This window comes from Corynebacterium sp. MSK008, assembly GCF_030232585.1.
GTDB lineage: Bacteria > Actinomycetota > Actinomycetes > Mycobacteriales > Mycobacteriaceae > Corynebacterium.
Genome location: NZ_JASPJX010000011.1, coordinates 1 through 23,494, shown reverse-complemented (window position 1 = coordinate 23,494; position 23,494 = coordinate 1). Strand labels below are relative to the sequence as shown.

Annotated in this window: 20 protein-coding genes; 10 read left to right on the top strand and 10 right to left on the bottom strand. The window is 62.7% G+C overall.

The window, feature by feature from the left end:
• Window positions 1-4: 4 nt before the first annotated feature.
• The 5 genes from QP996_RS09420 to QP996_RS09400 form a co-directional block, all read right to left on the bottom strand.
• Window positions 5-706, bottom strand: coding sequence for a methionine ABC transporter permease (locus tag QP996_RS09420; protein WP_194560801.1), 702 nt, complete (start codon window positions 704-706; stop codon window positions 5-7).
• Entirely contained in the window at window positions 703-1,731 is a 1,029-nt protein-coding gene (locus QP996_RS09415; protein ID WP_284872388.1) for a methionine ABC transporter ATP-binding protein, read from the bottom strand. The genes QP996_RS09420 and QP996_RS09415 overlap by 4 nt, the downstream gene beginning before the upstream one ends.
• Window positions 1,732-2,619, bottom strand: coding sequence for a MetQ/NlpA family ABC transporter substrate-binding protein (locus tag QP996_RS09410; protein WP_284872387.1), 888 nt, complete (start codon window positions 2,617-2,619; stop codon window positions 1,732-1,734).
• A 36-nt stretch (window positions 2,620-2,655) separates the two neighbouring features.
• The gene (locus tag QP996_RS09405) at window positions 2,656-3,552 is read right to left on the bottom strand and encodes a MetQ/NlpA family ABC transporter substrate-binding protein (protein WP_284872386.1); all 897 of its coding nucleotides are present in this window, start codon (window positions 3,550-3,552) and stop codon (window positions 2,656-2,658) included.
• Window positions 3,553-3,800: 248 nt separating this feature from the next.
• A complete protein-coding gene (locus QP996_RS09400) occupies window positions 3,801-5,552 on the bottom strand; it encodes an IS3 family transposase (protein ID WP_284872385.1) in 1,752 nt (583 codons plus the stop codon).
• Window positions 5,553-5,729: 177 nt separating this feature from the next.
• Between QP996_RS09400 and QP996_RS09395 the strand changes: the two genes are divergently transcribed.
• The 4 genes from QP996_RS09395 to QP996_RS09380 all read left to right on the top strand — a co-directional run bounded on the left by QP996_RS09395 (window position 5,730) and on the right by QP996_RS09380 (window position 12,032).
• Complete coding sequence (locus tag QP996_RS09395; RefSeq protein ID WP_284872384.1) at window positions 5,730-8,906, top strand: error-prone DNA polymerase; 3,177 nt, start codon at window positions 5,730-5,732, stop codon at window positions 8,904-8,906.
• 28 nt (window positions 8,907-8,934) lie between these two features.
• Window positions 8,935-9,636: a hypothetical protein gene (locus QP996_RS09390; protein ID WP_284872383.1), complete on the top strand. Its 702-nt coding sequence runs from the start codon at window positions 8,935-8,937 to the stop codon at window positions 9,634-9,636.
• A gap of 513 nt (window positions 9,637-10,149) precedes the next feature.
• Window positions 10,150-10,644 (top strand): PH domain-containing protein, encoded by a 495-nt coding sequence (locus QP996_RS09385; RefSeq protein WP_284872382.1) that lies wholly within the window; start codon window positions 10,150-10,152, stop codon window positions 10,642-10,644.
• Window positions 10,641-12,032, top strand: coding sequence for a PH domain-containing protein (locus tag QP996_RS09380; RefSeq protein WP_284872381.1), 1,392 nt, complete (start codon window positions 10,641-10,643; stop codon window positions 12,030-12,032). Before QP996_RS09385 ends, QP996_RS09380 begins: the two co-directional genes overlap by 4 nt.
• A gap of 129 nt (window positions 12,033-12,161) precedes the next feature.
• Here the strand turns inward: QP996_RS09380 and QP996_RS09375 are convergent, their stop codons facing one another.
• Complete coding sequence (locus tag QP996_RS09375; protein WP_284872456.1) at window positions 12,162-12,635, bottom strand: tRNA (cytidine(34)-2'-O)-methyltransferase; 474 nt, start codon at window positions 12,633-12,635, stop codon at window positions 12,162-12,164.
• Window positions 12,636-12,650: 15 nt separating this feature from the next.
• Here QP996_RS09375 and QP996_RS09370 point away from each other — a divergent pair, with 15 nt between their 5' ends.
• From QP996_RS09370 to QP996_RS09355, 4 genes are all read left to right on the top strand, one after another.
• Complete coding sequence (locus QP996_RS09370; RefSeq protein ID WP_284872380.1) at window positions 12,651-13,523, top strand: bifunctional methylenetetrahydrofolate dehydrogenase/methenyltetrahydrofolate cyclohydrolase; 873 nt, start codon at window positions 12,651-12,653, stop codon at window positions 13,521-13,523.
• Window positions 13,524-13,551: 28 nt separating this feature from the next.
• Window positions 13,552-13,899: a DUF3017 domain-containing protein gene (locus QP996_RS09365; protein WP_502870220.1), complete on the top strand. Its 348-nt coding sequence runs from the start codon at window positions 13,552-13,554 to the stop codon at window positions 13,897-13,899.
• 79 nt (window positions 13,900-13,978) lie between these two features.
• Window positions 13,979-15,274: a hypothetical protein gene (locus QP996_RS09360; protein ID WP_284872378.1), complete on the top strand. Its 1,296-nt coding sequence runs from the start codon at window positions 13,979-13,981 to the stop codon at window positions 15,272-15,274.
• 20 nt (window positions 15,275-15,294) lie between these two features.
• A complete protein-coding gene (locus QP996_RS09355; protein ID WP_284872377.1) occupies window positions 15,295-15,960 on the top strand; it encodes a metallophosphoesterase family protein in 666 nt (221 codons plus the stop codon).
• Here the strand turns inward: QP996_RS09355 and metX are convergent.
• The 3 genes from metX to QP996_RS09340 form a co-directional block, all read right to left on the bottom strand.
• Complete coding sequence (metX, locus tag QP996_RS09350; protein ID WP_284872376.1) at window positions 15,957-17,093, bottom strand: homoserine O-acetyltransferase MetX; 1,137 nt, start codon at window positions 17,091-17,093, stop codon at window positions 15,957-15,959. The genes QP996_RS09355 and metX overlap by 4 nt on opposite strands.
• Window positions 17,094-18,428: an O-acetylhomoserine/O-acetylserine sulfhydrylase gene (locus QP996_RS09345; protein WP_284872375.1), complete on the bottom strand. Its 1,335-nt coding sequence runs from the start codon at window positions 18,426-18,428 to the stop codon at window positions 17,094-17,096.
• A 118-nt stretch (window positions 18,429-18,546) separates the two neighbouring features.
• Window positions 18,547-18,888, bottom strand: a complete 342-nt coding sequence (locus QP996_RS09340; protein WP_284872374.1) for a hypothetical protein — start codon at window positions 18,886-18,888, stop codon at window positions 18,547-18,549.
• A gap of 154 nt (window positions 18,889-19,042) precedes the next feature.
• On the opposite strand from QP996_RS09340, the gene QP996_RS09335 reads away from it, so the two are divergent.
• Window positions 19,043-21,031: a bacteriocin-associated integral membrane family protein gene (locus QP996_RS09335; protein ID WP_284872373.1), complete on the top strand. Its 1,989-nt coding sequence runs from the start codon at window positions 19,043-19,045 to the stop codon at window positions 21,029-21,031.
• Entirely contained in the window at window positions 21,028-21,642 is a 615-nt protein-coding gene (ccmA, locus tag QP996_RS09330; RefSeq protein ID WP_284872372.1) for a heme ABC exporter ATP-binding protein CcmA, read from the top strand. The genes QP996_RS09335 and ccmA overlap by 4 nt, the downstream gene beginning before the upstream one ends.
• A 425-nt stretch (window positions 21,643-22,067) precedes the next feature.
• Here ccmA and QP996_RS09325 read toward each other — a convergent pair.
• Window positions 22,068-23,494: RNA/DNA-binding domain-containing protein (locus QP996_RS09325; RefSeq protein ID WP_284872371.1), on the bottom strand; the 1,427-nt coding region annotated here is incomplete at its 5' end.

The following is a 23,494-nucleotide window of genomic DNA, read 5'->3' as shown; positions in this document are numbered from 1 at the left end:
AAACTTACCGGCGCATGACCTTCTTGGACAGCCAGTTGCCCAGGAACTGCGCCAGCTGCACGATGACCACGATGACCAGTACCGCAGCCCAGGTGACCTGGGGCTCGAACGCGCGGTAACCGTACACGATGGCGAAGTCGCCCACGCCGCCGCCGCCGATGTAGCCGGCCATGGCGGACATGTCGATCACCGCGATGAAGATGAAGGTGTAGCCCAAAATCAGCGGGCCGAGCGCCTCCGGCAGGATCACCGAGGTGATGATCTTCCACGGGCTCGCGCCCATGGAGCGGGCCGCCTCGATCACGCCGGGGTCAATGGCCACCAGGTTCTGCTCCACAATGCGGGCGACGGTGAACGTGGCGGAGAAGCACATCACGAACGTCGCCGCGGCGCGGCCGATGGTGGTGCCCACCACCTGCAAGGTCAGCGGGTAGAGCATCGCGATCATGATGATGAACGGGATGGGGCGGAAGAAGTTCACCGCCACGTTGATGATGGTGTACACCGCCTTGTTCTGCAGGATGCCGCCCGGGCGGGTGGTGTACAAAAACAGGCCTAAAAGCAGGCCGAAGAACCCGCCGACGACCATGGTGATGGCCACCATCCACAGCGTGTCGCCGATCGCTTCGAGGAAGGTGGGACCGAGGGTGTCCCAGTTCGGCTCGGCGAGGATGTACTCGGTTACGCCAGTGTTCAACGCGGTCATCGGGTGATCTCCTCAATCTCGGTACTTCGCTGCAGCGTGGATAAAAACTCGTTGATGGCGGCATCGTCGCCGTTAAGGCGCACGGTCATCTTGCCGAAGGAGCGCTCCTGCAAGGTGGTGATGCCGGCGTGCACCGGCTCCACCGACACGCCGCGCTCGCGGGCGGCCTCCGCCGCGCCGAAGAACCCGGAATCCTCCGTCAGGTCCACGGTGAACAGGCGGCCCGGCTTGGCCAGAAGCTCGCGCGCCTCCACCTCGTCGGGGCGGTTGCGCAAGCTGGTGGCGGCGAAGCGCTGCGCCACGGAAGTTTGCGGGTTGGCGAACACGTCGTAGACGCTGCCGTACTCCACCACCTTGCCGTCTTCCATGACGGCGACCTTGTCGGCGATGGCGCGGATGACGTCCATCTCGTGGGTGATCACCACGATCGTGATGCCCAGTTCCTCGTTGACACGGCGCAGCACGCCGAGGACCTCTTGGGTGGTTTCGGGGTCGAGGGCGGACGTGGCTTCGTCGGCAAGCAAAAGCGACGGGTTGGTCGCCAGCGCACGGGCGATGCCCACGCGCTGCTTCTGGCCGCCGGAGAGCTGCTCCGGATAGTTCTCGCCGCGCTCGGACAAACCGACGAAGTCGAGCAGCTCCGCGACGCGGCGCTTGCGTTCCTGCTTGTCCACACCGGCCAGCTTCAGCGGGTACTCGATGTTGCCGGCGGCGGTGCGGGAGGAAAAGAGGTTGAACTGTTGGAAGATCATGCCGACGTTGCGGCGGATTTCGCGCAGTTTGCGCTCGGGCATGCCGACGACGTCGGTGCCGTCGAGAAGCAATTGCCCCGAGGTGGGCATGTCCAGGCCGTTGATGAGGCGGACAAGCGTGGACTTGCCGGCACCCGAATAGCCGATCACGCCGAGGATCTCGCCCGGCTCGACGGTCAGGGTGACGTCGTCGACGGCTTTGACCTCGCGGTCTTTGGTTTTGAAAACCTTGGATACGTTCCGGAACTCAATCCGGGTGCCGGTTTTTGCCATCTACTTGTACTCCTCCACAAGGCGGTCGAGGATCTCGTTGAGTTCCTCCTTGGAGCGCTGGACCTGCACGGCGGTGCCGTTGGAGTCCTCGTTGAGCGCCGCGGTGACTTCCTCGGACTGCCAGACGTCCACGATCTTTTCGTAGGTCTCGTTGTCCAGGTCGTCGCCGGAGACGGTGAAGACGTTGATGTACGGCTCCGCCAGCTCCGAGTTCGGGTCGTCCGCGGCCACAGAGGAGGCCGGGTCGATGCCCGCGCGCGCCAGCCAGTTGTTGTTGATGATTGCCGGGCGGCCCTCGTTGTAGGCGTTCGGCGTCTGGGAAGCGTCCACGGCGACGACCTTGACCTTGGAGGCGTCCTTGTCAATGTCGGCCGGGGTCGGGGTCAGCTTGGACGCGCCGTCTCGCAGGGTGAGCAGGCCCGCCTGGACCAGCACGTTGATGGCGCGGCCCTGGTTGGACGGGTCGTTCGGGATGGCCACCTCTTCGCCCTCGATGCCGTCGAGGGAGTCGTGGTCCTTCCAGTACAAGCCCAGAATGTTGATCTCGCCCGAGCCGATGATGCGCAGGTCCTCGCCGGCGGTGGCGTTGTACTGGGCCTGGTAGTTAATCGTCTGGAACTTCGAGATCTCAATCTGGCCCTCGACTTGCGCCGGGTTGACCTGCGGGTACTCGGTGAACCGAATGATGTCCAGATCGATGCCGGCCTTCTGTGCCTCGTCAGCGAAGACACTCCAGGCCTTCTGGTCGGCATCGGTGGTGCCGATTTTCACGGTGACATTGTCGCCATCGCTTGTCGACGCCGATTCCGTCTCCGACGAGCAGCCCACCAGCCCAGTGGCTGCAATGAGGGATGCCGCGGCCGCGGCGATTACGCGCTTGGTACGCATAAGCGTGCTCCTTTGTGTTGCGATGTGCCCGGAGACTTACTTGTTCTGGAGACGGTCCAGGATCTCGTTGAGCTCAGCCTGATCACGGTAGACCGGCACGGAGGTGCCCTTGGAGTCCTTGGCCGCGGCCTCGGCGACCTCCGGGGTCTGCCACAGCTCGACCAGCTTGTTCAGGGTCTCGTCGTCGATGTTGTCGGCCTGGGCGGCGAAGACGTTGATGTACGGCTCAGCCTCCTTGGACTCCGGGTCGTCCTCGAAGATGGCCAGGTTCGGCTCGATGCCGGCGCGGTCCAGCCAGGTGTTGTTGATGATGGCCGGCTTGCCCTCGTTGTAGGCGGACGGGGTCTGGGATGCGTCGACCGGGGTGACGGTGACCTTGGAGGCGTCCTTGTCGATGTCGGCCGGGGTCGGGGCGAGCTCATCTGCGACGGTGTCGCTCAGGGTGAGCAGGCCCGCCTGGACCAGCACGTTGATCGCGCGGCCCTGGTTGGACGGGTCGTTCGGGATGGCGACGGACTCGCCCTCGATGCCGTCGATGGAGTCGTGGTCCTTCCAGAACAGCGCCAGCGGCACGATCTCGGTGGAGCCGACGACGCGCAGGTCGTTGTTGGAGGCCTTGTTGTACTCGGCGAGGTACTTGATGTGCTGGAACTTGTTCACGTCCAGCTCACCCTGTGCGAGCGCTTCGTTGACCGGGGAGTAGTCGGAGAAGGAGACGATGTCTAGGGTGATGCCGTTGTCGCTGGCCAGGTCCTTGAATACGCGCCATGCTTCCTGGTCGGCTTCGGTGGTGCCGATCTTGACGGTGACGTTGTCGCCGGCGGCGTTGTCCGCGGTGTTTGCAGCGTCTTCGGACTCGTTGGAGCAGGCGACCAAACCGGTGGTGGCCAGGGCAGCCGCAGCAACGGTTGCGAGGGTGCGCTTGATACGCATTGGGGTCTCCTTATGTAGGGAATGTATGACGGGTCAGAATCTAGCACCCTATGTACCGCTTAGTCTATTTCTGGCTAGATTCCTTAACCGAGCTGTCTGTCCGGGGGTGTGAGCGTGGCGGTTTTTGTGGCCTGTCTGCGGCTCCTTTGGTGCCCCTTTTCGCGGATCCAGCTAGTAAGACCCAGCTATCCGGCCCCTGGGGATGCGGACAAATTCTTGGAGTGCATTTGGGGGACTTTGTCTCGTTGTTATGCACTCAGTGCTTGTCGGTGTTCGGCGATGGTGGTGTAGCCGTCGCCGAGTGTCGACTTCAATCGTCTGTGGATGTAGAAGTCGATGTAGGTGTCAATATAGTCGCGCATCTGCGCCACCGTCATCGTTGACACCACAGGTCTGCCTTTGAGCAGTTCTTGTTTCATCGTGCCGAAGAACCCCTCGGTGCGCGCGTTGTCGCCGCTGGTGGCCTTGCGCGACAGTGACGGGATGTAGCGCCACCGGGTGTCGCACCACGCATCGGCTTGGCAGTTGGGGCAATCCAGGATGTTGTGGGTGTGGTCGGTAATCAGGCTGACCCAGCGTTCACTGCGGTAGAGCCCACCACGATCGGAATGGATAATCGGTTTTGCCTCGTCGGGTTTTAGCTCGTCGATTCGCGCGATCATCTCGGCGACCAGGTCGTGATTCGGCGACGTCGACATGGTCACCGCAATCGGCATCCCGTCGTAGAAATCGATCGCTGCCGATAGGAACAACTTCCCGTCGGGGCAGTGGATTTCGGTGACGTCGGTGCCGATTTTCTCCCACGGGGCATCAGCGTGGAAATCGTGGGTAAGCCCCTGAGCGTCGGCGTGGTCGATGAAGTACTGCGACGGTTCAACAACCGGCCGGGCCGCATCCGAATCCGCATCCCCGTCGCTGCTGTCGGGTGGGGTGATCAGCAGCAGGTTTGCCGGCTTATGGTCGGTTTCACCGGTGTAGGAGGAGTACTTGCCCGACACCTTCGCTGGCGGGCGGCACCCAAGCTCTTTCATCAGGGTGCGCACGATCTTTTCCGACACCGTATGCCCCATGATCTTCAACCAGGCATGGATGCGCCGGTACCCGTAGCTCTGCCCGGATTCGGCGGCTGCCTGCAAGATCAACGGTTTGAGTGCAGCGTGGCGCTGTTCGCGCTGTTGCACCACCTGCGTGTGTTTGTGTCGGTGGTAGTAAAACGTCGACTGCGCAATCCCGACGACCGCGCATGCCTTGGCGATGGAAAACCCGTGGGCGTCCGTGAGGGCAACCACCACAGCAGCTTTCGCCGCGGTCGACAGCTCACCGTCACGGACGTCGCCTTTTCCCCGCGGCTCACCGTCACGGACGTCGCCGTTTCCCTGCGGCTCACCGTCGCTCATGAGCACGTGGATAATGGCGTCTTTGACCGTTTCCCGGTCACGCATCTCGACAACGAGCTTTTTCAGCTCGTCCATGTCACTGGGTAAATCAGCGATATCGTCTATCGGCCCAGGCCCTGGCAGCCACTCGTTGACTGGCCGGGGTGGTCTTTTTGCATCGGCTGCCTCATCGACTCGCTGCTGCTGATGGTTGCGTTGGACTTTGCGGTGTTTGCTCACGCGTTCCATTGTCGCCGCAAAGGCCTCGTCGAATGTCATCGACGCTGCCAAATCGCGTTCGTCATCGTCGGGCCAATACCGTTTCGTCCAGGTCAGTGCTGCGGTGTCGTTGACATCGAACTCCACGGCGATATCACGCACCGTCGCCTTCGAGGTCAACCTGCGTGCGACAACTTTTGCGATGGTCTCAGCGTCGTAGGCGCGTCGCGCACCGTCAAAGGACTGGCCTTGGCGTTTGGCTGCAACCCAGTTGCCGACCGTGGCCACCGACGGTCGGCGACCACACACGTCTTCAGCCCAGTCGCAGACCTCACGGGCAGACGACCCAGCCAAAAACCTCTTAACCGCACCAACGCGGATATCAGATGGAAACCCTGCAGGCATCGGAATACCTTCCAGCCCCCAACACTCCAACTTTTTGTCCGCGCTCCCCCTGGGGGCGATTAGCTGGATCCTTGTAGCTGGATTTGGCGGTGGCGGCTGCCGGAGGTGGGCGGCGGTGACCCGAAAGAGCACCGCTCGAACTAGCACACAGTTTCGAACAGTGGTAGCGTTCCCGCCATGAGATTCAACGGGGGAGCGCCGCTGTCGTGGTCGCGGCTCGAACGTATCCTCTCCGGCCGCCCAGGCCCGGAGCCGGTGCAGGTCGGCCACACCGGCACGCCCGCAGACGCAGCGTACGGCAAAGCGGAGCCGGCGGCCTCGCCACAAAAGCAATGCCTATCGACGACACCGTTCGCCGAGCTGCACACCGTCAGCTCGTATAGCTTCCTCGGCGGAGCGAGCGAGCCGGAGGACTTGGTGGACCGGGCCGTTGAGCTGGGGTTGAGCGCGGTGGGGCTGCTGGATAGGGACGGGTTCTACGGCGCGGTGAAGTTCGCGGAGGCGGCCGCCGCGGCCGGGTTGGACACCGTCTTCGGGGCGGAGCTGACGTTGGGTGACCGGGTGCTGCCCGTGATCGCCCGCGGGCCGGAGGGCTACAAGCGCTTGTCGCACCTGATGGCGGACGCGCACATGGCCACCCGCGAAAAGGGTAAGGTGGCCTACCCGCCGCTGGAGCTCATCGGCGACCAGCTGGGCGGCACCTGCGTCGTGCTCGCCGGTTGGCGGTGGGTGGGGGAAATCGACCACCTGGTCGACGTGTTCGGCGCGGGCAATGTGGTGCTGGAGTACGAGGTGTCCATGACGCCCGAGGACGCGGACCGGCACGCGGCGCTGGACCGGGCGCGAGACGCGCACGCGGAAAAAATCCCCGCCATCGTCACCGCGATGCCGGCCGCAGCCACGCGCGACCAGGCCCGGCTGGCCCAGGCGAAGCGGGCGCTGGCCAGGCGCGAGTCGCTGGCTCAGGCGCACGGGGACTTACACCCGATGGGGGCGAACTGGCTGCGCTCCGGCGACCAGCTCCAACGCATGTACCCGGGGTGCGAGGAGAAGCTCGCTTACAGCGTCGAGCTGGCTAAACGCTGTGCGTTCACCCTCGACCTGGTCGCGCCGGAGCTGCCGCGCTACCCCACGCCGGACGGCCGCAGCGAGATGGACCACCTGCGCAATCTCACGCTGGCGAGTGCGCAGTTTCGCTATGCGTCGCGGGGGCCGGAGGTGCGTCGAAAAGCAATGGCCCAAATCCGCTACGAGCTGGAGGTGATCGAGGAGCTGAATTTTCCCGGCTACTTCCTCATCGTGTACAACCTGGTGGATTTCTGCGCGAGGCAGAACATCATGTGCCAGGGGCGTGGCAGTGCGGCGAACTCGGCGGTGTGTTTCGCGCTCGGGATCACCAACGTGGAGCCGATCGAGGCGGGGCTGCTGTTCGAGCGGTTCCTCTCCCCAGACCGCGACGGCCCGCCGGACATCGACTTGGACATCGAGTCGGGCCGGCGCGAGGAGGTGATCCAGTACGTCTACGACACCTACGGGCGCGACAACGCCGCCCAGGTGGCCAACGTGATCACGTACCGGACCAAAGGTGCGGTGCGTGACGCCGCGCGTGCCCTGGGGTTCGCGCAGGGCGCGGCTGATAGTTGGGCGAAGGGGATGGCGGAGGTGCCGGAGGGCGTCGAGAAGCTGGCAGCGCAATTCAAAGGGCAGCCGCGCCACCTGGGCATCCACTCCGGCGGCATGGTGATCTGCGACCGCCCCATTGCGGACGTGGTGCCCGTGGAGTGGGCGCGCATGGAGAACCGCTCGGTGGTGCAGTGGGACAAGGACGACTGCGCCTCGGCCGGCCTGGTCAAGTTCGACCTGCTCGGCCTGGGCATGCTGGAGGCGCTGCACCACATGGTGGACCTGGTGGAGGAAACCACCGGCCGCACGGTGCACTTGTGGGAGCTTCCGCTTGACGACGCCCACGTGTACGACATGCTCTGCCGCGCCGATTCCGTCGGCGTGTTCCAGGTGGAATCGCGCGCGCAGATGGGCACCCTGCCCCGGCTGAAGCCGCGCCGGTTTTTCGACCTGGTGGTGGAGGTGGCCCTGATTCGGCCGGGCCCGATCCAGGGCGGGTCGGTGCACCCGTATTTAAGAAGGCGCGACGGGCTGGAGCCGGTGGAGTACGACCACCCGGTGCTCGAGCGCGCCCTGGGCAAGACGCTGGGCATCCCGTTGTTCCAGGAGCAGCTCATGCAGATCTGCGTGGATGCGGCAGGTTTTTCCGGCCGCGAGGCGGATGCGCTGCGGCGGGCCATGGGGTCGAAGCGTTCACCGGCTCGCATGGCGGCGTTGAAGTCGCGGTTTTTCGAGGGGTGCTGGCGCACCAACGAGATTGGCTCGGACGTCGCCGAGCGGCTGTGGCAGAAGATCGTGGCCTTCGCCGCCTACGGGTTCCCGGAATCGCACTCGCAGTCGTTTGCCTCGCTGGTGTACTTCTCCGCGTGGTTTAAGCGCCACTACCCGGCGCAGTTTTGCGTGGGGCTGCTGCGCGCGCAGCCGATGGGGTTTTACTCCCCGCAGTCGCTGATCCAGGACGCGCGCCGCCACGGGGTGGAGGTGCTACCGGTGTGCGTGAACAACTCCGGGTGCGAGGCGCTGTGCGTGGACTCTTCGACGATCCGGGTGGGGCTGAACCTGGTGCGGGGGCTGGGTGCGGACGCGGCATTGCGGATTGAACAGGCGGCGCCTTTCGACGGGATCGCGGACCTGGCGCGCCGGGCCGATCTGTCCGTGGAGCACGTCGAGGCGCTGGCCCGGGCGGGGGCGCTGGATTGCTTCGGGGTCACGCGCAGGCAGGCGCTGTGGCAGGCGGGCGTGGCGGCCACGGAGCGCGAGGGCATGCTGCCCGGGTTGTCGTCGGTGGTGGCGCCGTCGCTTCCCGGCATGAACCCGTTTGAGCTGATGGCCGCCGACGTTGCGGCCACCGGTGTCACGCCTGGGCTTATGCCGGTGGAGATGGTGCGTGCGGCGTTATCGGCGCAGGGTGTGGTGCCGGCGGCGGAGTTGTTGCATGGGGTGGAGGACGGCACCCGCGTGCGCGTGGCCGGCGTGATCACGCACCGCCAGCACCCGGCCACCGCAGGCGGGGTGACCTTTCTCGGCATGGAGGACGAGACCGGGCTGATCAACGTGGTCATCTCCGTCGGGCTGTGGAACAAGCAGCGGGTGTTGGCCCGCACCGCCAAAGCGCTGGTCGTGCGCGGGATCGTGCAAAACGCCTCCGGGGCGGTGTCCGTGGTGGCGGACCGGCTCGAACCACTGGCGATGGGAGAGCTGCTCTCCCGCGGGTCGCGGGACTTCCGGTGATGGGGTACAAGTGGAGCAGAGGGGGAAAATGAAAATTTCGACCAATCCGGTGACAAAAACCTCGGCGGAGATCATTCTGGGCTCGCTACCTGAAGCGAGACGACAAAGGTACATGGATCTCGCCGGGCACAAAGGGCCGCTGTTTGCTGCTCAGATTTATCTCTGGAACTCCTATGTTGCTGCTGCGATTCTCCGAACCACAGGGTTTGCAGAGGTGCAGCTGAGAACAGTCATCGACGAAAGTTTTGCGGAGTGGAATATCCAGCACGGCGGAACTCGGGAGTGGATTACCGACCCAGTTGATTTGCTCGCGACAGTGGTGGCACAGCAGAAAAGGCCGCTGAGGTCATTCGCCGATTTGAAAACTGCTGGGCCGAATCCTACCCATGATGATTATGTGGCTGGATTAAGTTTTGGATCGTGGACACAGCTGTTGCCGGCGTCCCACTACCAAAGCGACAGAAATCCTCGGCACGTGCTGTGGGTCGAAGCGATCCGTCCACGGTTAAATCACGCGGACGAGACGAACTTTTCTTCTCGAGCAAATAATTTGCGGACCATCCGAAACCGAGCTTCGCATCACAGGCCGATTATTTCGGAGGAGAATGCAGTGAGACAGGCGCACCAAGACAGCGTGGAACTCTGCAAAATGATTAATCCGAAACTTGGTGAGTGGCTTCGGCGTGAACGCTGGATTTTAGAAGCGCTCAACCAGTCACCACTGAAATGAGGACAGCCCCCACAACTGAGGTGGGGGCCGTTGCCTATTCGCCGGAAAACCCGGCTCTGTGGGTGAGATCGTACAGTGCGAAACAGGAGGTCGCAACTGTTTGGCACGCGAGGCGGCCCGATGCTCTAGCGTGTCGTCGTTGCCGTAAAACTGCGCTGGGCGGATACCGAACAGTGCGTCGACGGCACCGAAGCAGCAGGAGAAATTGTCGTAGTCCACACGGGTCCCGGGATTTCCGGTGACGGGCGCGTGCACGGGGCGGGTGCGCTGGGTGTTGGCGGTGGATGCTTACCCCAGGATGCTTACCGCCCGAGGATGCTTACCGCCCGAGGATGCTTACCGCCCGAGGATGCTTACTTCTAAACGCTTACTTCTCGAGAGGGCCAGAGCAGTACAGGGCGCCGCACTCGATGGATAAGCATCCTGGAGTAAGCATCTACGTCGGGTAAGCATCCTGGAGTAAGCATCTACGCCGGAACAGCCCCACCACCCCGGGCTGGTAGCGTGAGCGCCATGTCCGACGCACCGCTGCAGCCTTTGCCCACCTCGGTGGAGACGATGCACAAGGTCTCCCCGAAGCTGATGTGGCCGAAGTTGGTCAGCAACGCCATCTGGACGCTCATCGTCTGCGGCGGGCTCTACCTCTGCTACCGCGAGTGGGGCTGGGGTTTTCTCATCCCGTTGGGTATTTTCGGCGTCTTTTTCATCTGGCGGTTCTTCCTTATCCCGTTCCAGGTGCGCAACATGGGCTGGCTGGAAACGGACAATGAGCTGGTGTTGAGCAAGGGCAAGATGTTTCACACCATCACGGTGATCCCGTACGGGCGCATCCAGTTCGTGGACGTGGAGTCCGGGCCGATTTCCCGTTCCCTCGGCCTGAAGGAGTTGAAGGTGCACACGGCGTCGAGCTCGTCGGATTCGGATCTTCCGGGCCTGCTAGCGGAGGACGCCGACGCGCTGCGCGACCGCCTCGCCGTCAAAGCCCGCGAGCGGATGAGCGGCCTGTGAGTACTGAACACACCACGCCCGGCATGGAGGGCTACCGCCGCATCCACCGTCTCACCCCGCTGCTGCGCGTCTGGGCGTTCGTGCTGGCCCTGGCCACGATCGCGCTGTTCAACTTCACCATGCCCATCTACCACTGGGCGCAGCGCGAAAACGTCGGCGGGCGCGAGATCGCGTGGGCGGCGGCGGGTGCCGTCGCGGCGCTCGCGGTGCTTTTCGCGGTCTCCCAGATCTGGTGGCGCCGCAGCGGCTTCAAAATCGGTGAGGAGGAGGTGGAGGTGCGCCGCGGCGTGCTGACCAACCAGGTCCGCGCCGCGCGCTTCGACCGCATCCAGGCCGTCGACGTCATCGAATCTTTCGCGCCGCGCATCTTCGGCCTCGCGTCGGTGCGCATCGAGGCCGCCGGCAGCGCGCAATCCGCCATTGAAATCACCTACCTGCCGCGCGATGAAGCGGAGGAGGTGCGCGCCCAATTGCTGCGCCGCATCGGGGGACCACAGAAGCAGTTGCCTATCGACGCCTCCGGCCCGAACCTCGTTCCCCCAATCCCGATCCGCAGGTCGCTCATCGGCACCGCGTTCCAGATGTCCACGCTGTTCACCATCGTGTGGGCGTTCGTGCCGATTTGGACGGACCTGACCGCCGCCGCAATTCTCCCGGTGCTGGTGGGGTTTCTACCAAGGATCTGGCGCACCATCGACCAGTCCTGGCGGTTCACCTGTACCAAGGAGGGGGAGATGTTCCACCTGACCTATGGGCTGGCCAACCGCCGTCGCCAAGCGGTGCCTCGCTCGCGCATCCACGCGGTGCAGCTGCGCCAACCGATCTTCTGGCGGCTGTTCGGCTGGTGGACCGTCTCCGTTGTGGTGGCGGGTTACGGCTCGGAGCGCAACAAGCAGACCGGCACCTCGAAGCTGCTGCCGGTGGGCACGTGGGAGCAGGCGAAAGCGATGGTGGACGCCATCGGGCCAATGACTGGCAACGACCTGACGGACCTCGCACGTGCCGACTACCGCTCGCCGCGCAGCGCCCGATGGGTCTCGCCGATCGACTGGAAACGCCAGACCGTCACCATCCGCGACGGCGCAGTCGCCGCGACGGCCGGCCGGCTGGGCCGCTGGTACCAGATGGTGGAAACCCCGCACATCCAGGAGCTGGCGTTCGAGCAGGGCCCGCTGCAGCGCGCCCTCGGCCTGGCCAACGTCGACCTCGACATGGTGCCCGGCCCGTTCAGTGTTTCTTTGCGCGATGTGGGGGAGGAGCAGGCGCGTGAAATCGTCGATAAGCTGCGGGCCCGCAAGCTCCCGCCGATGCAGGTCACGGACCCCTTGTCAGATACCGCCGAGGAAGCCAAGCTGGCGCCACGCCTCGTAGACGGCGAGTCGCTCTAAAATGGGCACATGGTCGCAAGAATCGTGAGAAACGAAGAAGGATTCTTGGTCGCTGTCGGCTCATCTGAGGTTACAGACGAGCATGTCCAGCTACTGGTTGCTGATCGTCTGGAATCGGTACTCGAAGATCTAGACCCCGCCGACGAAGCCGAGCTGGCGCCACGCCTCGTAGATGGCGACTGACGCGGAGTTGGTCAGGTTCATGCTGCGCCGCGCCGGCAGCATGGGGATGCGCACGTGGCGCGTGATCCGCGGGTGGGCCAAATGCTCGTCGGGGATGCCGTTGGCCTCGTTGCCGAACAGCAGCGCGTCGCCGTCCTGGTACGACACCTCGTGGTAGTGGTGCTCGGTGTGCGCGGTGAACGCGAAGATGCGCGAATCGGGGATGGTATCGAAGCAGGCGTCGATGTCCGGGTGGATGATCACGTCCGCCAGGTCGTGGTAGTCCAGGCCGGCGCGTTTGAGGTGCTTGTCGTCGAAGTTGAAGCCGAGCGGCTCGACGAAGTGCAGCTGCGCCCCGGTGTTGGCGGCGAGGCGGATGGCGGCGCCGGCGTTGCCGCCGATGGCCGGGTTGTCGTAGATCAGGTGGAGCACGCCTGACAGTCTAGGATTGGGGCCGTGACTGCGATCAAACTGGATGGAAAACTCTACCGCGAGGAGATTTTCGCGGATTTGAAGGAGCGCGTGGCTCGTCTCAAAGCTGAGCGCGGCGTGACCCCGGGCCTGGCCACGGTGCTGGTGGGGGAGGACCCCGCCAGCCAGAACTATGTGCGCATGAAGCACAAGGACTGCGAAGAGCTGGGGATTGCGTCAATTATGAAGGAGCTGCCGGGTGACTGCACTCAGGAGGAGCTGGAGAAGCTTATCAGCGAGCTGAACAACGACCCGGCCGTCACCGGCTACATCGTCCAGCTGCCGCTGCCGAAGCACCTGGACGAAAACCGCATCCTGGAGCTGATCGATCCGGCGAAGGACGCCGACGGCCTGCACCCGGTGAACCTGGGCAAGCTCGTGCTCAACGAGCCCGCCCCGCTGCCGTGCACACCGAACGGCTCCATCAAACTGTTGGAGCGCTTCGGTGTTGATTTGAACGGCGCGATCGTCTGCGTGATCGGCCGCGGCGTGACGGTGGGCCGCCCGATCTCGCTGATGCTCACCGCCCGCGACGTCAACGCCACCACCGTGCTGTGCCACACCGGCACCAAGGACCTGGTGGCGGAGACCCGCCGCGCGGACGTGATCATCGCCGCCGCCGGCAAGCCGCACATGATCACCGCGGACATGATCAAGGAAGGTGCGGCGCTTCTCGACGTCGGCGTCTCCCGCGTCGACGGCAAAACCGTCGGCGACCTGCACCCGGACGTGTGGGACAAGGCCGGCTGGGTCTCCCCGAACCCGGGCGGCGTGGGCCCGATGACGCGCACGTTTTTGGTGCGCAACATCGTGGAAAACGCAGAACGCCAGGCCGGCATTGGCCAGGACGCCAGTTAGGGCGTGAGCCGGTTTGGCAAGTAGCAAGATCCAGCTGCCTGGGACGGAGCTTCCGGACGGGCTGACGCTGGACAACCCCCACGACCGCGGCGCCGCCGCCTCGCCGCTGCCCGTTGTGGTGCAGCGGGCGATGGGCGCGCTGTTCGTGGTGGGGTTTGTGCTCTCCGGCGTCTACGCGGCCACGGAGCACTGGCGCCGCGCCACGTTCACCCTTGGCGCGGCCATGCTCTGGCTGACCGTGATGCGTCTGACCTGCGACTCCAGGGTCATCGGCCTGGTGGCGGTGCGCTCGAAGCGCTTCGACGCGCTGTTCACCACGGCACTTGGTGGGGCCATGCTGTGGCTGTCCTGGTCGGTGGACTCCTTAGGGTCGTAGCACGTCAGTTCGGTAACTGGGTGCTACGTGTCGGCGGGCTTCGTAGGGTTGAAGCTGTCGTTTCCCCAGGAGGTCCCGCATGACAGATTCCCGCCCGAGTTACTTCGCGCTCACCACCGACGTCCCCGGCGCCGGGGTTGAGGTGACCGTGATGGTGCAGTCGCTTTTTTACGACGCCCCGTCGCCGCAGCAGATCGAATTCGCCCGTGAGCTTTCGGCGACGCTGACGGCAGTCGCGTCCGAATACACGCCGGTGGAGCCGTGGCGCACCGAGTCGCTGGACGCCTACCTCGTGTTGGCCAACACCCACCAGCTGCTGGACCTCGCACGCAATTCTGTGGACGCCACCCCGTCCCAGGCGCGCCGCTACTTCGCGGAAGCCGCCGACAACCTCGAGGTACTCAAGGAATGGGACCCGCGCTTTACCAACGCCTACTACCAGGCCAGGAAGTGTGAACAGGCGGCCGGCAACTTCCTCATGGATGACCTCGAAGCGTTTCACGATTGCTTAGAGACGTGGCTGCCAGCGCGGTTGTTAGGACGCAGCCCAACAGCGCGCGTCGTGGTTGTGGACGATTTGCAGACGCCAGAAAGCTTCGCCGCAACGCTCACCCCGGACCACGAGGCCGTGAGCGTGAACATGCTGGACGCGGACGAGGTGGATACCTATACCGCTGTGGGCCGCACCGTCTACCCGGTGCCGATGTACCCGGACGGGACGATCAGGTCCCGTCTTGCTACCTCCATTTACGTCGATGGCATGCGCCTGACCTATATCGTCCACACGGAAAACGAGGCGTTTCCGCTGCTAAAAGAGCTTGGCGAGGCGGCCGAGGTGTTTTGCAGCGTCACACGCGGCTACACCCCGGTGGAGTACTACACCGAACTCGCCTACGCGAAGCAGCTGGACAACCTGGTGTACTCCCCGCGCTTCGACGAGGACGGGGTCTACCGCCGCAACCTATTGGACATGTACGCGTACTCGCTATCGGTGATGAGCAACTTCGACGGCACGTTTGAAACGCCCCGCGACCTGGCTCGCAGCGCGGCCGAGCTCAACGAGGAGATGCGGGTCAATGCGGCAATTGAGCTGGCCCGCACGATTGGGCACTGGCTGCCGCGCGACATCACGGACCTCATTCCCCGCGGCTGGACCGAAGAAGCCAACGACGAATTTGCGATGGAACTTGAGGACGGGCTGAACGTACTGCCGGGGCGCCGCTTCGTGGTAGTGCTGGACCACCAGTCACCCGAGGAGTACGAGCGGACGCGCCTCCCCAACCGGGAGAAGCTGTACCCGATGGTGTACGGGGAAATCGCAGACGTGGACATCTTCGACCTGCGCCACACCCAGATTTTCCTGGGCGACGTCTAGCCCGCGGATATCCTTGCACCATGCCCAACCACGCAGCCGATCCCATCCTCGTTGTCGCCGACATCCACTTGGGCCGCAAGCAGCACGGCGACAAGAAAACCGGCCCCGGGATCGACTGGGCCCTGGACACGCTTGACCGCGGCGCGGAGGCGGGTGCGCGGCATTTAGTCATGCTCGGCGACGTGATCGACCGCAAGCGGTTCACCGACGCCACGTATAGCGAGGTCACCCGGTTTTTCCAGCGCGGGCTTGAGCTGTTCGACACCGTCGTGTTCGTCGCTGGCAACCACGACGTGCACCACGACCTATCTGGGGTCATTCCGGGTGGGGTGGTGGTCGCAGGCGCTGAGCCCCAGACCATCCGGGCTGGTGGGTGGGCGCTGCACACCGCCGCGGTGGAGGTGGACCGGGACCCGCGTGAGCTCGTCGCAAAGTTCCCGGCACCGGTGGAGAAAGCGCCGAACCTGGGGCTTTTACACACCTCGGTGACGGGGGAGTACTCCAACAACCCATGCCTGCCGTGCGCCCGCGACGAGCTCGCGGCTTGCGGGTACGGCGCCTGGCTGTTCGGGCATGTGCACGAGCGCATCACGCTTTCCAGCGCCCCGTTTGCCGGCTGGGTCGGCATGGGCAGGGCCTACCTGGCCACCTCGGACGGCTCCGAGGTGCAGATCATCGACCTCTAGATGTCGTAGGCGCCGCGCTCCGCTGCGACCTCGCGCGCGGACGGAGTCTCCTTGGTCAGGGTGATGAAGTTGCGCAGGATCCGATCCATCTGGCGGGCTTCCACGAGGAAAGCATCGTGGCCGACGGGGGAGGACAGCTTCGCCATGGCGAGCAGGTTGCCCAGGTTGCGCGAGAGGTGTTCCTGCTGGTGGTAGGGGTACAAGATGTCCGTGTCCACGCCCACGATCATGGTCGGCACCGTCGACGAGGCCAGGGCCTTGTTCAGCCCGCCGCGGTCGCGTCCCACGTCGTGGCGGTTTAAGGCTTCGGTGAGGGTGACGTAGCTGGCGGCGTCGAAACGCTCGGTGAGTTTCTTGCCCTGGTGTTCCAGGTAGGACTGCACTGCGAAGCGCTGGCCGTCCTCGCGGAAGGGCCCGAGGGGGTTCTCGCCGGGTTGGGCGGAGGTGCCGAAGCGCTCGTCGATCTCCAGCTCGCCGCGGTAGGTCAAGTGCGCGATGCGGCGCGCGGCGGCCAGGCCGGCGTTCGGGGCGGAACCGGTGGAGTGGTAGTTGCCGCCGTGCCAGTCGGGGTCCTGGGTGATGGAGGTGATCTGCGCGGACTGGATACCAATCTGCCAGGCGCTGGCGCGGGCGGAAACCGCGAGCACCAGCGCGTAGTCCACGGCCTCGGGGTAGAGCAAAGTCCACTCCAGGGTGCGCGCGCCGCCCATGGAACCGCCGATGATGGCGTGGACACGGCTGATGCCCAATTGTTCCAAGAAGGCGCGTTCGGCGTGCACCATGTCGCGCATGGTGATGGCAGGGAAGCGCGACCCCCACACGCCGCCGTCCGGGTGCTCGCTGGCAGGCCCGGTGGAGCCGTAGCAGGAACCCAACGAGTTCGTGCAGATCACGCACCACTCGTCGGTGTCCAGCGCCTTGCCGGGGCCGATGGCCTCGCACCACCAGTCGGCGGCGTCGGAGTCGCCGGTGAGCGCATGCTCGACCAGCAAGATGTTGTTTTTGCCGTTGAAGCTACCGCGTGGGACGCCCCACCGTCGATAAGCAATGTGCGCATCTTGAATCACCGCACCTGCTTCGGTGTGGACGTCGCCGATGGCGACGGTGCCCAGCTCGCCTTCCGCAGCCAGCATTTACACCGCCGCGAAGCCGTGCTCGAGGTCCGCGATGATGTCCTCGACGTCCTCGATGCCCACGGACAGGCGCACCGTGGCCTGTGTGATGCCGGCGCGCGCGAGGCCCTCGGCGTCGGACTGCGAGTGCGTCGTGGAAGCCGGGTGGACCACCAGCGAGCGCACGTCGCCGATGTTGGCCAGGTTGGAGTGCAGCTTCAGCGCGTCGATGAACTTCCAGGCCGCGGTCTTGTCGTCTTGATCGCCCGCGATGTCGAAGGAGAGCACCGAACCGGTGTACTTCAGGCCCAGCTTCTCCTGCGTGGCCTTGTACGGCGAGCCCTCCAGGCCTGCGTAATTGACCTTGGCCACCTTGTCGTGGGTGCTCAGGAACTCGGCGACTTTCTTCGCGTTCGCATTATGCTTTTCGACGCGCAACGCCAACGTATCGATCCCCTGCAGCGCCACCCAGGCATTGAACGGGGAAATGGCTGCACCCGTGTCGCGCAGCAGGCCAGCGCGAGCGCGCAGCGCAAATGCCGGCGCGCCGAGGTCCGCGTACTTCAGGCCGTGGTAGGCCGGGTCCGGGGTGGTAAACAGCGGGAAGACGTCCTCGCCGTCACGCTGGACGGTCCAGTCGAAGGTGCCGCCGTCCACGATTGCGCCGCCGATGGCCGCGCCGTTGCCGGTGTAAAACTTCGTGGTGGAAAGGACCACGATGTCAGCGCCGAGCTCCAGCGGACGAACGAGCGCTGCGGTGGCCATGGTGTTGTCCACGATCAGCGGGACCTGGTTGTTGTGGGCGACCTCGGCAACCGCCGGGATGTCCAGCACGTCCGCGATCGGGTTGCCGAAGGTCTCGCCGTAGAACGCCTTCGTGTTCGGCTTGACCGCAGCCTGCCAGCTCTCTGGATCGTCCGGGTTCTCCACGAAGGTGAAGTCGATGCCCAGCTTCGGCAGCGTGTGCTGGAAGAGCGTCTCTGTGCCGCCGTAGAGACGCGGGGAGGTGACCACGTGGTCGCCGGCCTGGGCGAGGGTGAGGATCGCGGCGGTCTCCGCGGCCATGCCGGAGGCGAACGCGGTGGCTGCCACGCCGCCCTCGAGGGAGGCGAGGCGGTCCTCCAGCGCGGACTGCGTCGGGTTGGTCAGGCGGGTGTAAATCGGGCCCGCATCCGAGAGGTTGAAACGGTTCTCCGCGTGCTGGGCGTCGTCGAAGACGTAGCTGGTGGTCATGTAGATCGGCTGGTTGCGCGCGCCGTAATCCTGGTCCACCTGCTGGCCGGCGTGGATGGAGCGGGTGCCGAACGACCATTCGCTGGCGTTGGAGTTGTCGTACTTCTGCTTCGAGTTCGTCATGAGGTGCAATCTAGTCCGCTTTGTCTGCCATTGTGTACCAAGCGGTCTATATGGGGTGTGGGCTGTGAGTTTGGCTGAATATAAATCTGTGGGGGAACCGAGGCGGGTTTTCGTGCGTCTAAGAGCCATGGGGATGGACCGAGAAGGCACACATGAACTGGGGCGTTGGGAAGAACGGAAAGGGGAGTTGAGGGCGGAGCTCGTCGATAAGCGAAGGCTCGCGCACGACACCTTCCCGGGGCTTCGTGTCGATGGCCTGGGCGTAGCCATGCAGGTCCTTGGCGATCGGGCTGAAGATCTCGTCCAGCTCTGCGTCGTTGGTGGCAGGGCCTAACGGCCCGTAGTGTGCTAAATCATAAAAAGTAGGTTCTCCTACTTGTGTAACAAAATCTCGGGTTTGATAATTGTCATACGGTGGGAGCCCCTCCGCCGCTGAATATCTGCCGATGGGAGGAATCATGAAAATTCAAAATCGACACCGCATCGGTGGTGTAGTTCGGGCGGGAGCGTCGACCTTTGCTGGCGCGGGTATTGCTGTGGCGACGACGGCTAACATCGACGGCCACTACTTTCACAACAGAGTTCTTCATGGCTCTACAGATGTGGGCTAGAGCATGTCTCTTCTGAAATCAGGCCTATTAGCCGTGGGGATATTCGCCACGGCCATTCTGGCGACTACCGTGGCTTTCCTCGGCGCGAGGCTTTACTCAGCGATCGATGGCCACCTGGGTGAGTACGGGGTACAGGTGGAATCAGATCGCACCGCTTCGGAGCGTGCGAGTTTCTATACCGAGCTGGCCGAGTTTGCGCGAAGCAATGACTTCGATATCGCGATTAACTACTCGTCGCTCGCTGTCTCTGGTGGTGAGCAACGAGTCTACTCATCCTCGCTTCCGCCTGACGGCGGTCGGATGGAACGGCCGCGCTTTGAACGTGGGGAAGTTGACATATTTTATCCGCTGGAAGACTTTCCATACTCTGATCCAAGGCAACCTCTCCATATCAAAGGGTCTGCGACGGACGAGCAACACTTGCTGCGGTGGTTAGCCGAACAGGGGCTCGACGCGGAGCCTCTTACCAGTTACTTCTCCGAAATCTTTGCATCTTCGGCAATTCCCATTCTGCTGATCCTATCTGTGCTCCTGTGTCTGGTACTAGGCGCGGGCCATGTCCTTGCCCGCTCGCGGGAGGTCGGTGTTCATCGACTGCTTGGACTCAGCGTCGCAGAAACGACCCGTATTGAAATTCAGCGCCAAAGCGTTGCGCTTACGATCGCCTACCTCGGAAGCCCCCTGATTGTTGCTGGCCTTCTTTATGTCTACAACGGGTGGGCGGAGAGCTGGGTATTTTGGAGAATGTATTTCACGATCAGCGTGATTCTGTCTGTGTGTTTGCTCGTTGGCTACCTAGGTGGGCAGTTTCTGGTTCGCAGGACATCGATACCGCAATCCATCAAGGGCAAGATCCACGCGCGGCCAATGCTATATGCCCTGACTGCAGTCCGCGGAGTGACCCTGGTTGCTGCGCTCAGTGTGGTTGCAACCTTGGTTGGGTTTTCTGCGGAACTCGAGGCGCGTCACCGCTTGCAGGGGATGTGGGATGCGCACCGTGGGCCGCAAGAGTTGGCGTTGAACGTCAACACGGCCTTCGAAGACTGGTCAGATACAGAGACCGCAGCGCCATTCCGGGTTGCCGACGAGGCGGGAGACGTACTCCTCGTTGATCCTTATTGGATTACATGGCCCGTGGAACTAGAGGCACCAGTTCTATTAGCGAACCAGGAATTCGCGCGACAGGCGGGAGTGTCGATGTTGGATGGTGCTGTAGTGACGGTCTGCTCGCCGGGAGAGTTGTCTGTGCACTCGAGAAACGTGATCGAGGATTCGCTCGAGTTCGAGGCCGGCTATGCCAATGAACCAGCGCCCGACATAGAGTGGCGGGACGGTTGCAGCTTAGGCTCGGTATTCACCTATGACGTTAACTACCGTCCGCAAGTCGATAACCCGATTCTCGTCATACTCCCGCGTGGCCTCGCTCCGTTGGGTGACCACAACTTGATGTCAAAGGTATCCCAGCAAGTCCTTCTAACTGTCTCCCCTGACGTGCCTTCGCAAATGTTGAAGGGTGCTACCGGGAACTCACTTGCTTTCTTTAGACCGCGTGAAGACTCATGGCAGGCGAGCATTCGCACCGCCGAGCAGAATGTGGCTCTGTGGGGGCTGAATGGTTTTGCATCAGTCCTGCTTGTGACGGTCTTGGTCGGAGCCACGGTCCTTACTTTTCGCGTCACCTACCGGCGCAAAATCCACGTTGCCTATGTTTGTGGGCGAAGCCCTTGGTGGGTTGCAAAAGAAGCAGTAGCTATCGAAGTTGCATTCTTCCTAGCCACGATTGGTTGGCTGCTTTATAAGGTTCGCGATCATTGGATTCAAGCCGAGAGCCGCGTGCCGTCAACCTGGAGTATCGGGTTTGAAAATCAATGGTCGCCATCCACCATCGTCGCAGTAGTAGGTTTCGGCGCAGTATGGTTCATGGTTTCTGTGGGGTTGATGCTCAAAGCTGCTTCGCGGTGGGATGCAAGAGGAGGTAGGGAACCGCAATGACAATTCAGGTAAGCAACGTATCCTGCGCATTTGGCGAGCGGACGGTTTTGCAAGCTTTCACAGCCACGTTTAGGGCAGGTCGAATCACGGCGCTCACAGGGCCCTCCGGCAGCGGCAAGACAACCTTGCTCAATATGTTAGGTGGGCTGACCACGCCGGATTCGGGGACGATCGAGTTCGAGGGGCTCGACATCGCATCTATGAATTCGCGCGCACGTCGCAAATTTCGGCGATCAAACGTCGGATATCTGTTTCAGGACTACGGTTTGGTCTCCGATCTCTCTGTGATGGAGAACATCAAGATCGCTGTCCCCCGCGTCTCCCGCAAAACAATGGAGTCGGCGCTGAATGAAGTCGGACTTGGCGGATCCGAGAAGCGAACGGTGAGCGAACTTTCTGGTGGTGAACAACAACGCATCGCTTTGGCACGACTCATTCTCGCGCAGCCGAAAATAGTGTTAGCAGATGAGCCAACCGGAGCCCTCGATAAAGCAAATGCGCAACTCGTTCTCAAACATCTACGCCATTTTGCTCAGAAAGGCGCAGTAGTCGTCGTAGCCACCCATTCTGCGTTTATTTCCAATAATTCAGATGAGGTAGTGGAGCTCTGATGTAGCGGAAAAATATAGCTGGGATCGAGCGTCACCCCTGTACTTGTCGGATGCGCAGTCGTTTGGTGACGCGTAGGCAGCACCCAGAGACTACGGGAGGGGTGGCGTTTGGGGATGGAAGGCGAGACTGGGCTGATCAGCGCGGTTGTCTCGGTCGGGCACAGCGCTTCCCAGCCGGCTAACGCCGGTGGCGAGACCTTCCTCGTGCCCAAGACAATCCAGGTCACCATGAACGGGCTCGCCATCGCCTGCGCAACGCCGGGGAGGTTGTCGGCTTCGACGCCTCGGAGCCGGAGAGGCGGATCCAACCTAAAACGCGCCCGAGAAGCAAGAAACAGGCAATAAAACATTTCCGCAGGTAGGGGAGTTTGTGAAGGGGTTCTAAGCCTGTGCTGGCGCCCTTTTTCGGTTACGGAGCAAGAAAACTACTCAGCCCAGAAAGGGACATAACGGCGGTTGCGTGGTCCGGCATCTGGGTCGTAGAGCCGGATGAGGCCTTTGTCTACCGTGGCGTTAATAAGTCGGGTCGCCTGGGAGGCCTGCGAATCCCTGAGTCCGAAGCGATGCCGTATTGATGCGTTAGTAATAGCGCGATTATCCAGAAACCCGAGGCACGCATGCTGGTAGACGGCTTCGATCTTTTCATCCGTAGTCATTAGGTTGAAGGGGCGGTAGGCGCTCAGTGTGACGGTGGTTGTGCCGTTTGCGCGAATGAGTGCCGGTGGAAAGTGCTCTTTCTCCAGCGACGCAACGATCTTGTCCCAGCCGCTTCCGCGTTGCTCTACGAAGTGTGCGAGGCGAAGCGCTTCGCCGAGGTGTGCATTACGAGTGGTAGAAGCCGAGTCAATAAAACGTTGAGGATCGACCAACGGTGTACCAGGATTGGTTACTTCCACGCGGTCGCTGAAAATCTCAACGGTCAAGTACTGGCCGCGCTGTTCCAGATCCTGGTGCATGAGCGCATTCGCAAATACTTCGCGAAATGCCACAGTGGGCAGCAGCGGGGTTTCAATTCGGCGTCCGCTTGGATCGATAGTCTCTCCACCGGGTTTTAACGTGTTCACCAAGGTCACGATCTCGCTAAACGAGGCGGCGTATCCCTCGTCAAACTCCCATTCTCGTTGGAGTTGCGTCCGCGATGTGTCACCGAAGTGCATCACGCGAGGGGCTAAGCCGGCGAGGTGTGGGAAGGATTTGAGTGAGCGCGCGTACATCAGAGCAGACCAGGCAGGAATACACCAGCCCAATTCGTGGGAGTATGTAATCGCCTCCGCTGCTCGCATTGTGTCGATGAGGGCGCCACCAACATTGCGTGGCAGTTCGGGCCGGTTGATAAAGAAAGCTTCGGAGGAGAGAAGGGAGGTGATCTCTTCGGGCTCGAGGCCTTCCGCGGCGTTGCTGGTTTCAAACTCGAACTGGTTGAGTTTCCTCCACAACTCGCGTTCACGATCTGGAAAGTCCATTAAGTTTTTTGTGTAGCTGCCCTGTCGGAAGTAACGGGTTCCATCGTAGGCATAAGGGGCCGAAAGGGCAGCCGGAATCCGGAGGAGTACGACGGTTCTATTTTCGATTGTGACCGATTCGAAGGAGATCGTCGGCGTGGGGGAGACCACACGCTGCAACCAAGGGAATAGGTCTTCGTTGCCTTTGCCTTTCGTTATCTCCCATTGGAACGAAGTGCCTACGATTTCATGCGTATCACTTACACCCCAGATCAGGTAGCCTGCTGGTTCATCATGAAGACGAGCTGAGTTGCCTAACGCGCACACATACTTGGTCAAGTCCCGTGTAGTGGTGTAGCCGTTTGTGCTTTCGGCTCGGTATGAAGTTGGGGGTTTGGTTAGGCGGTTAG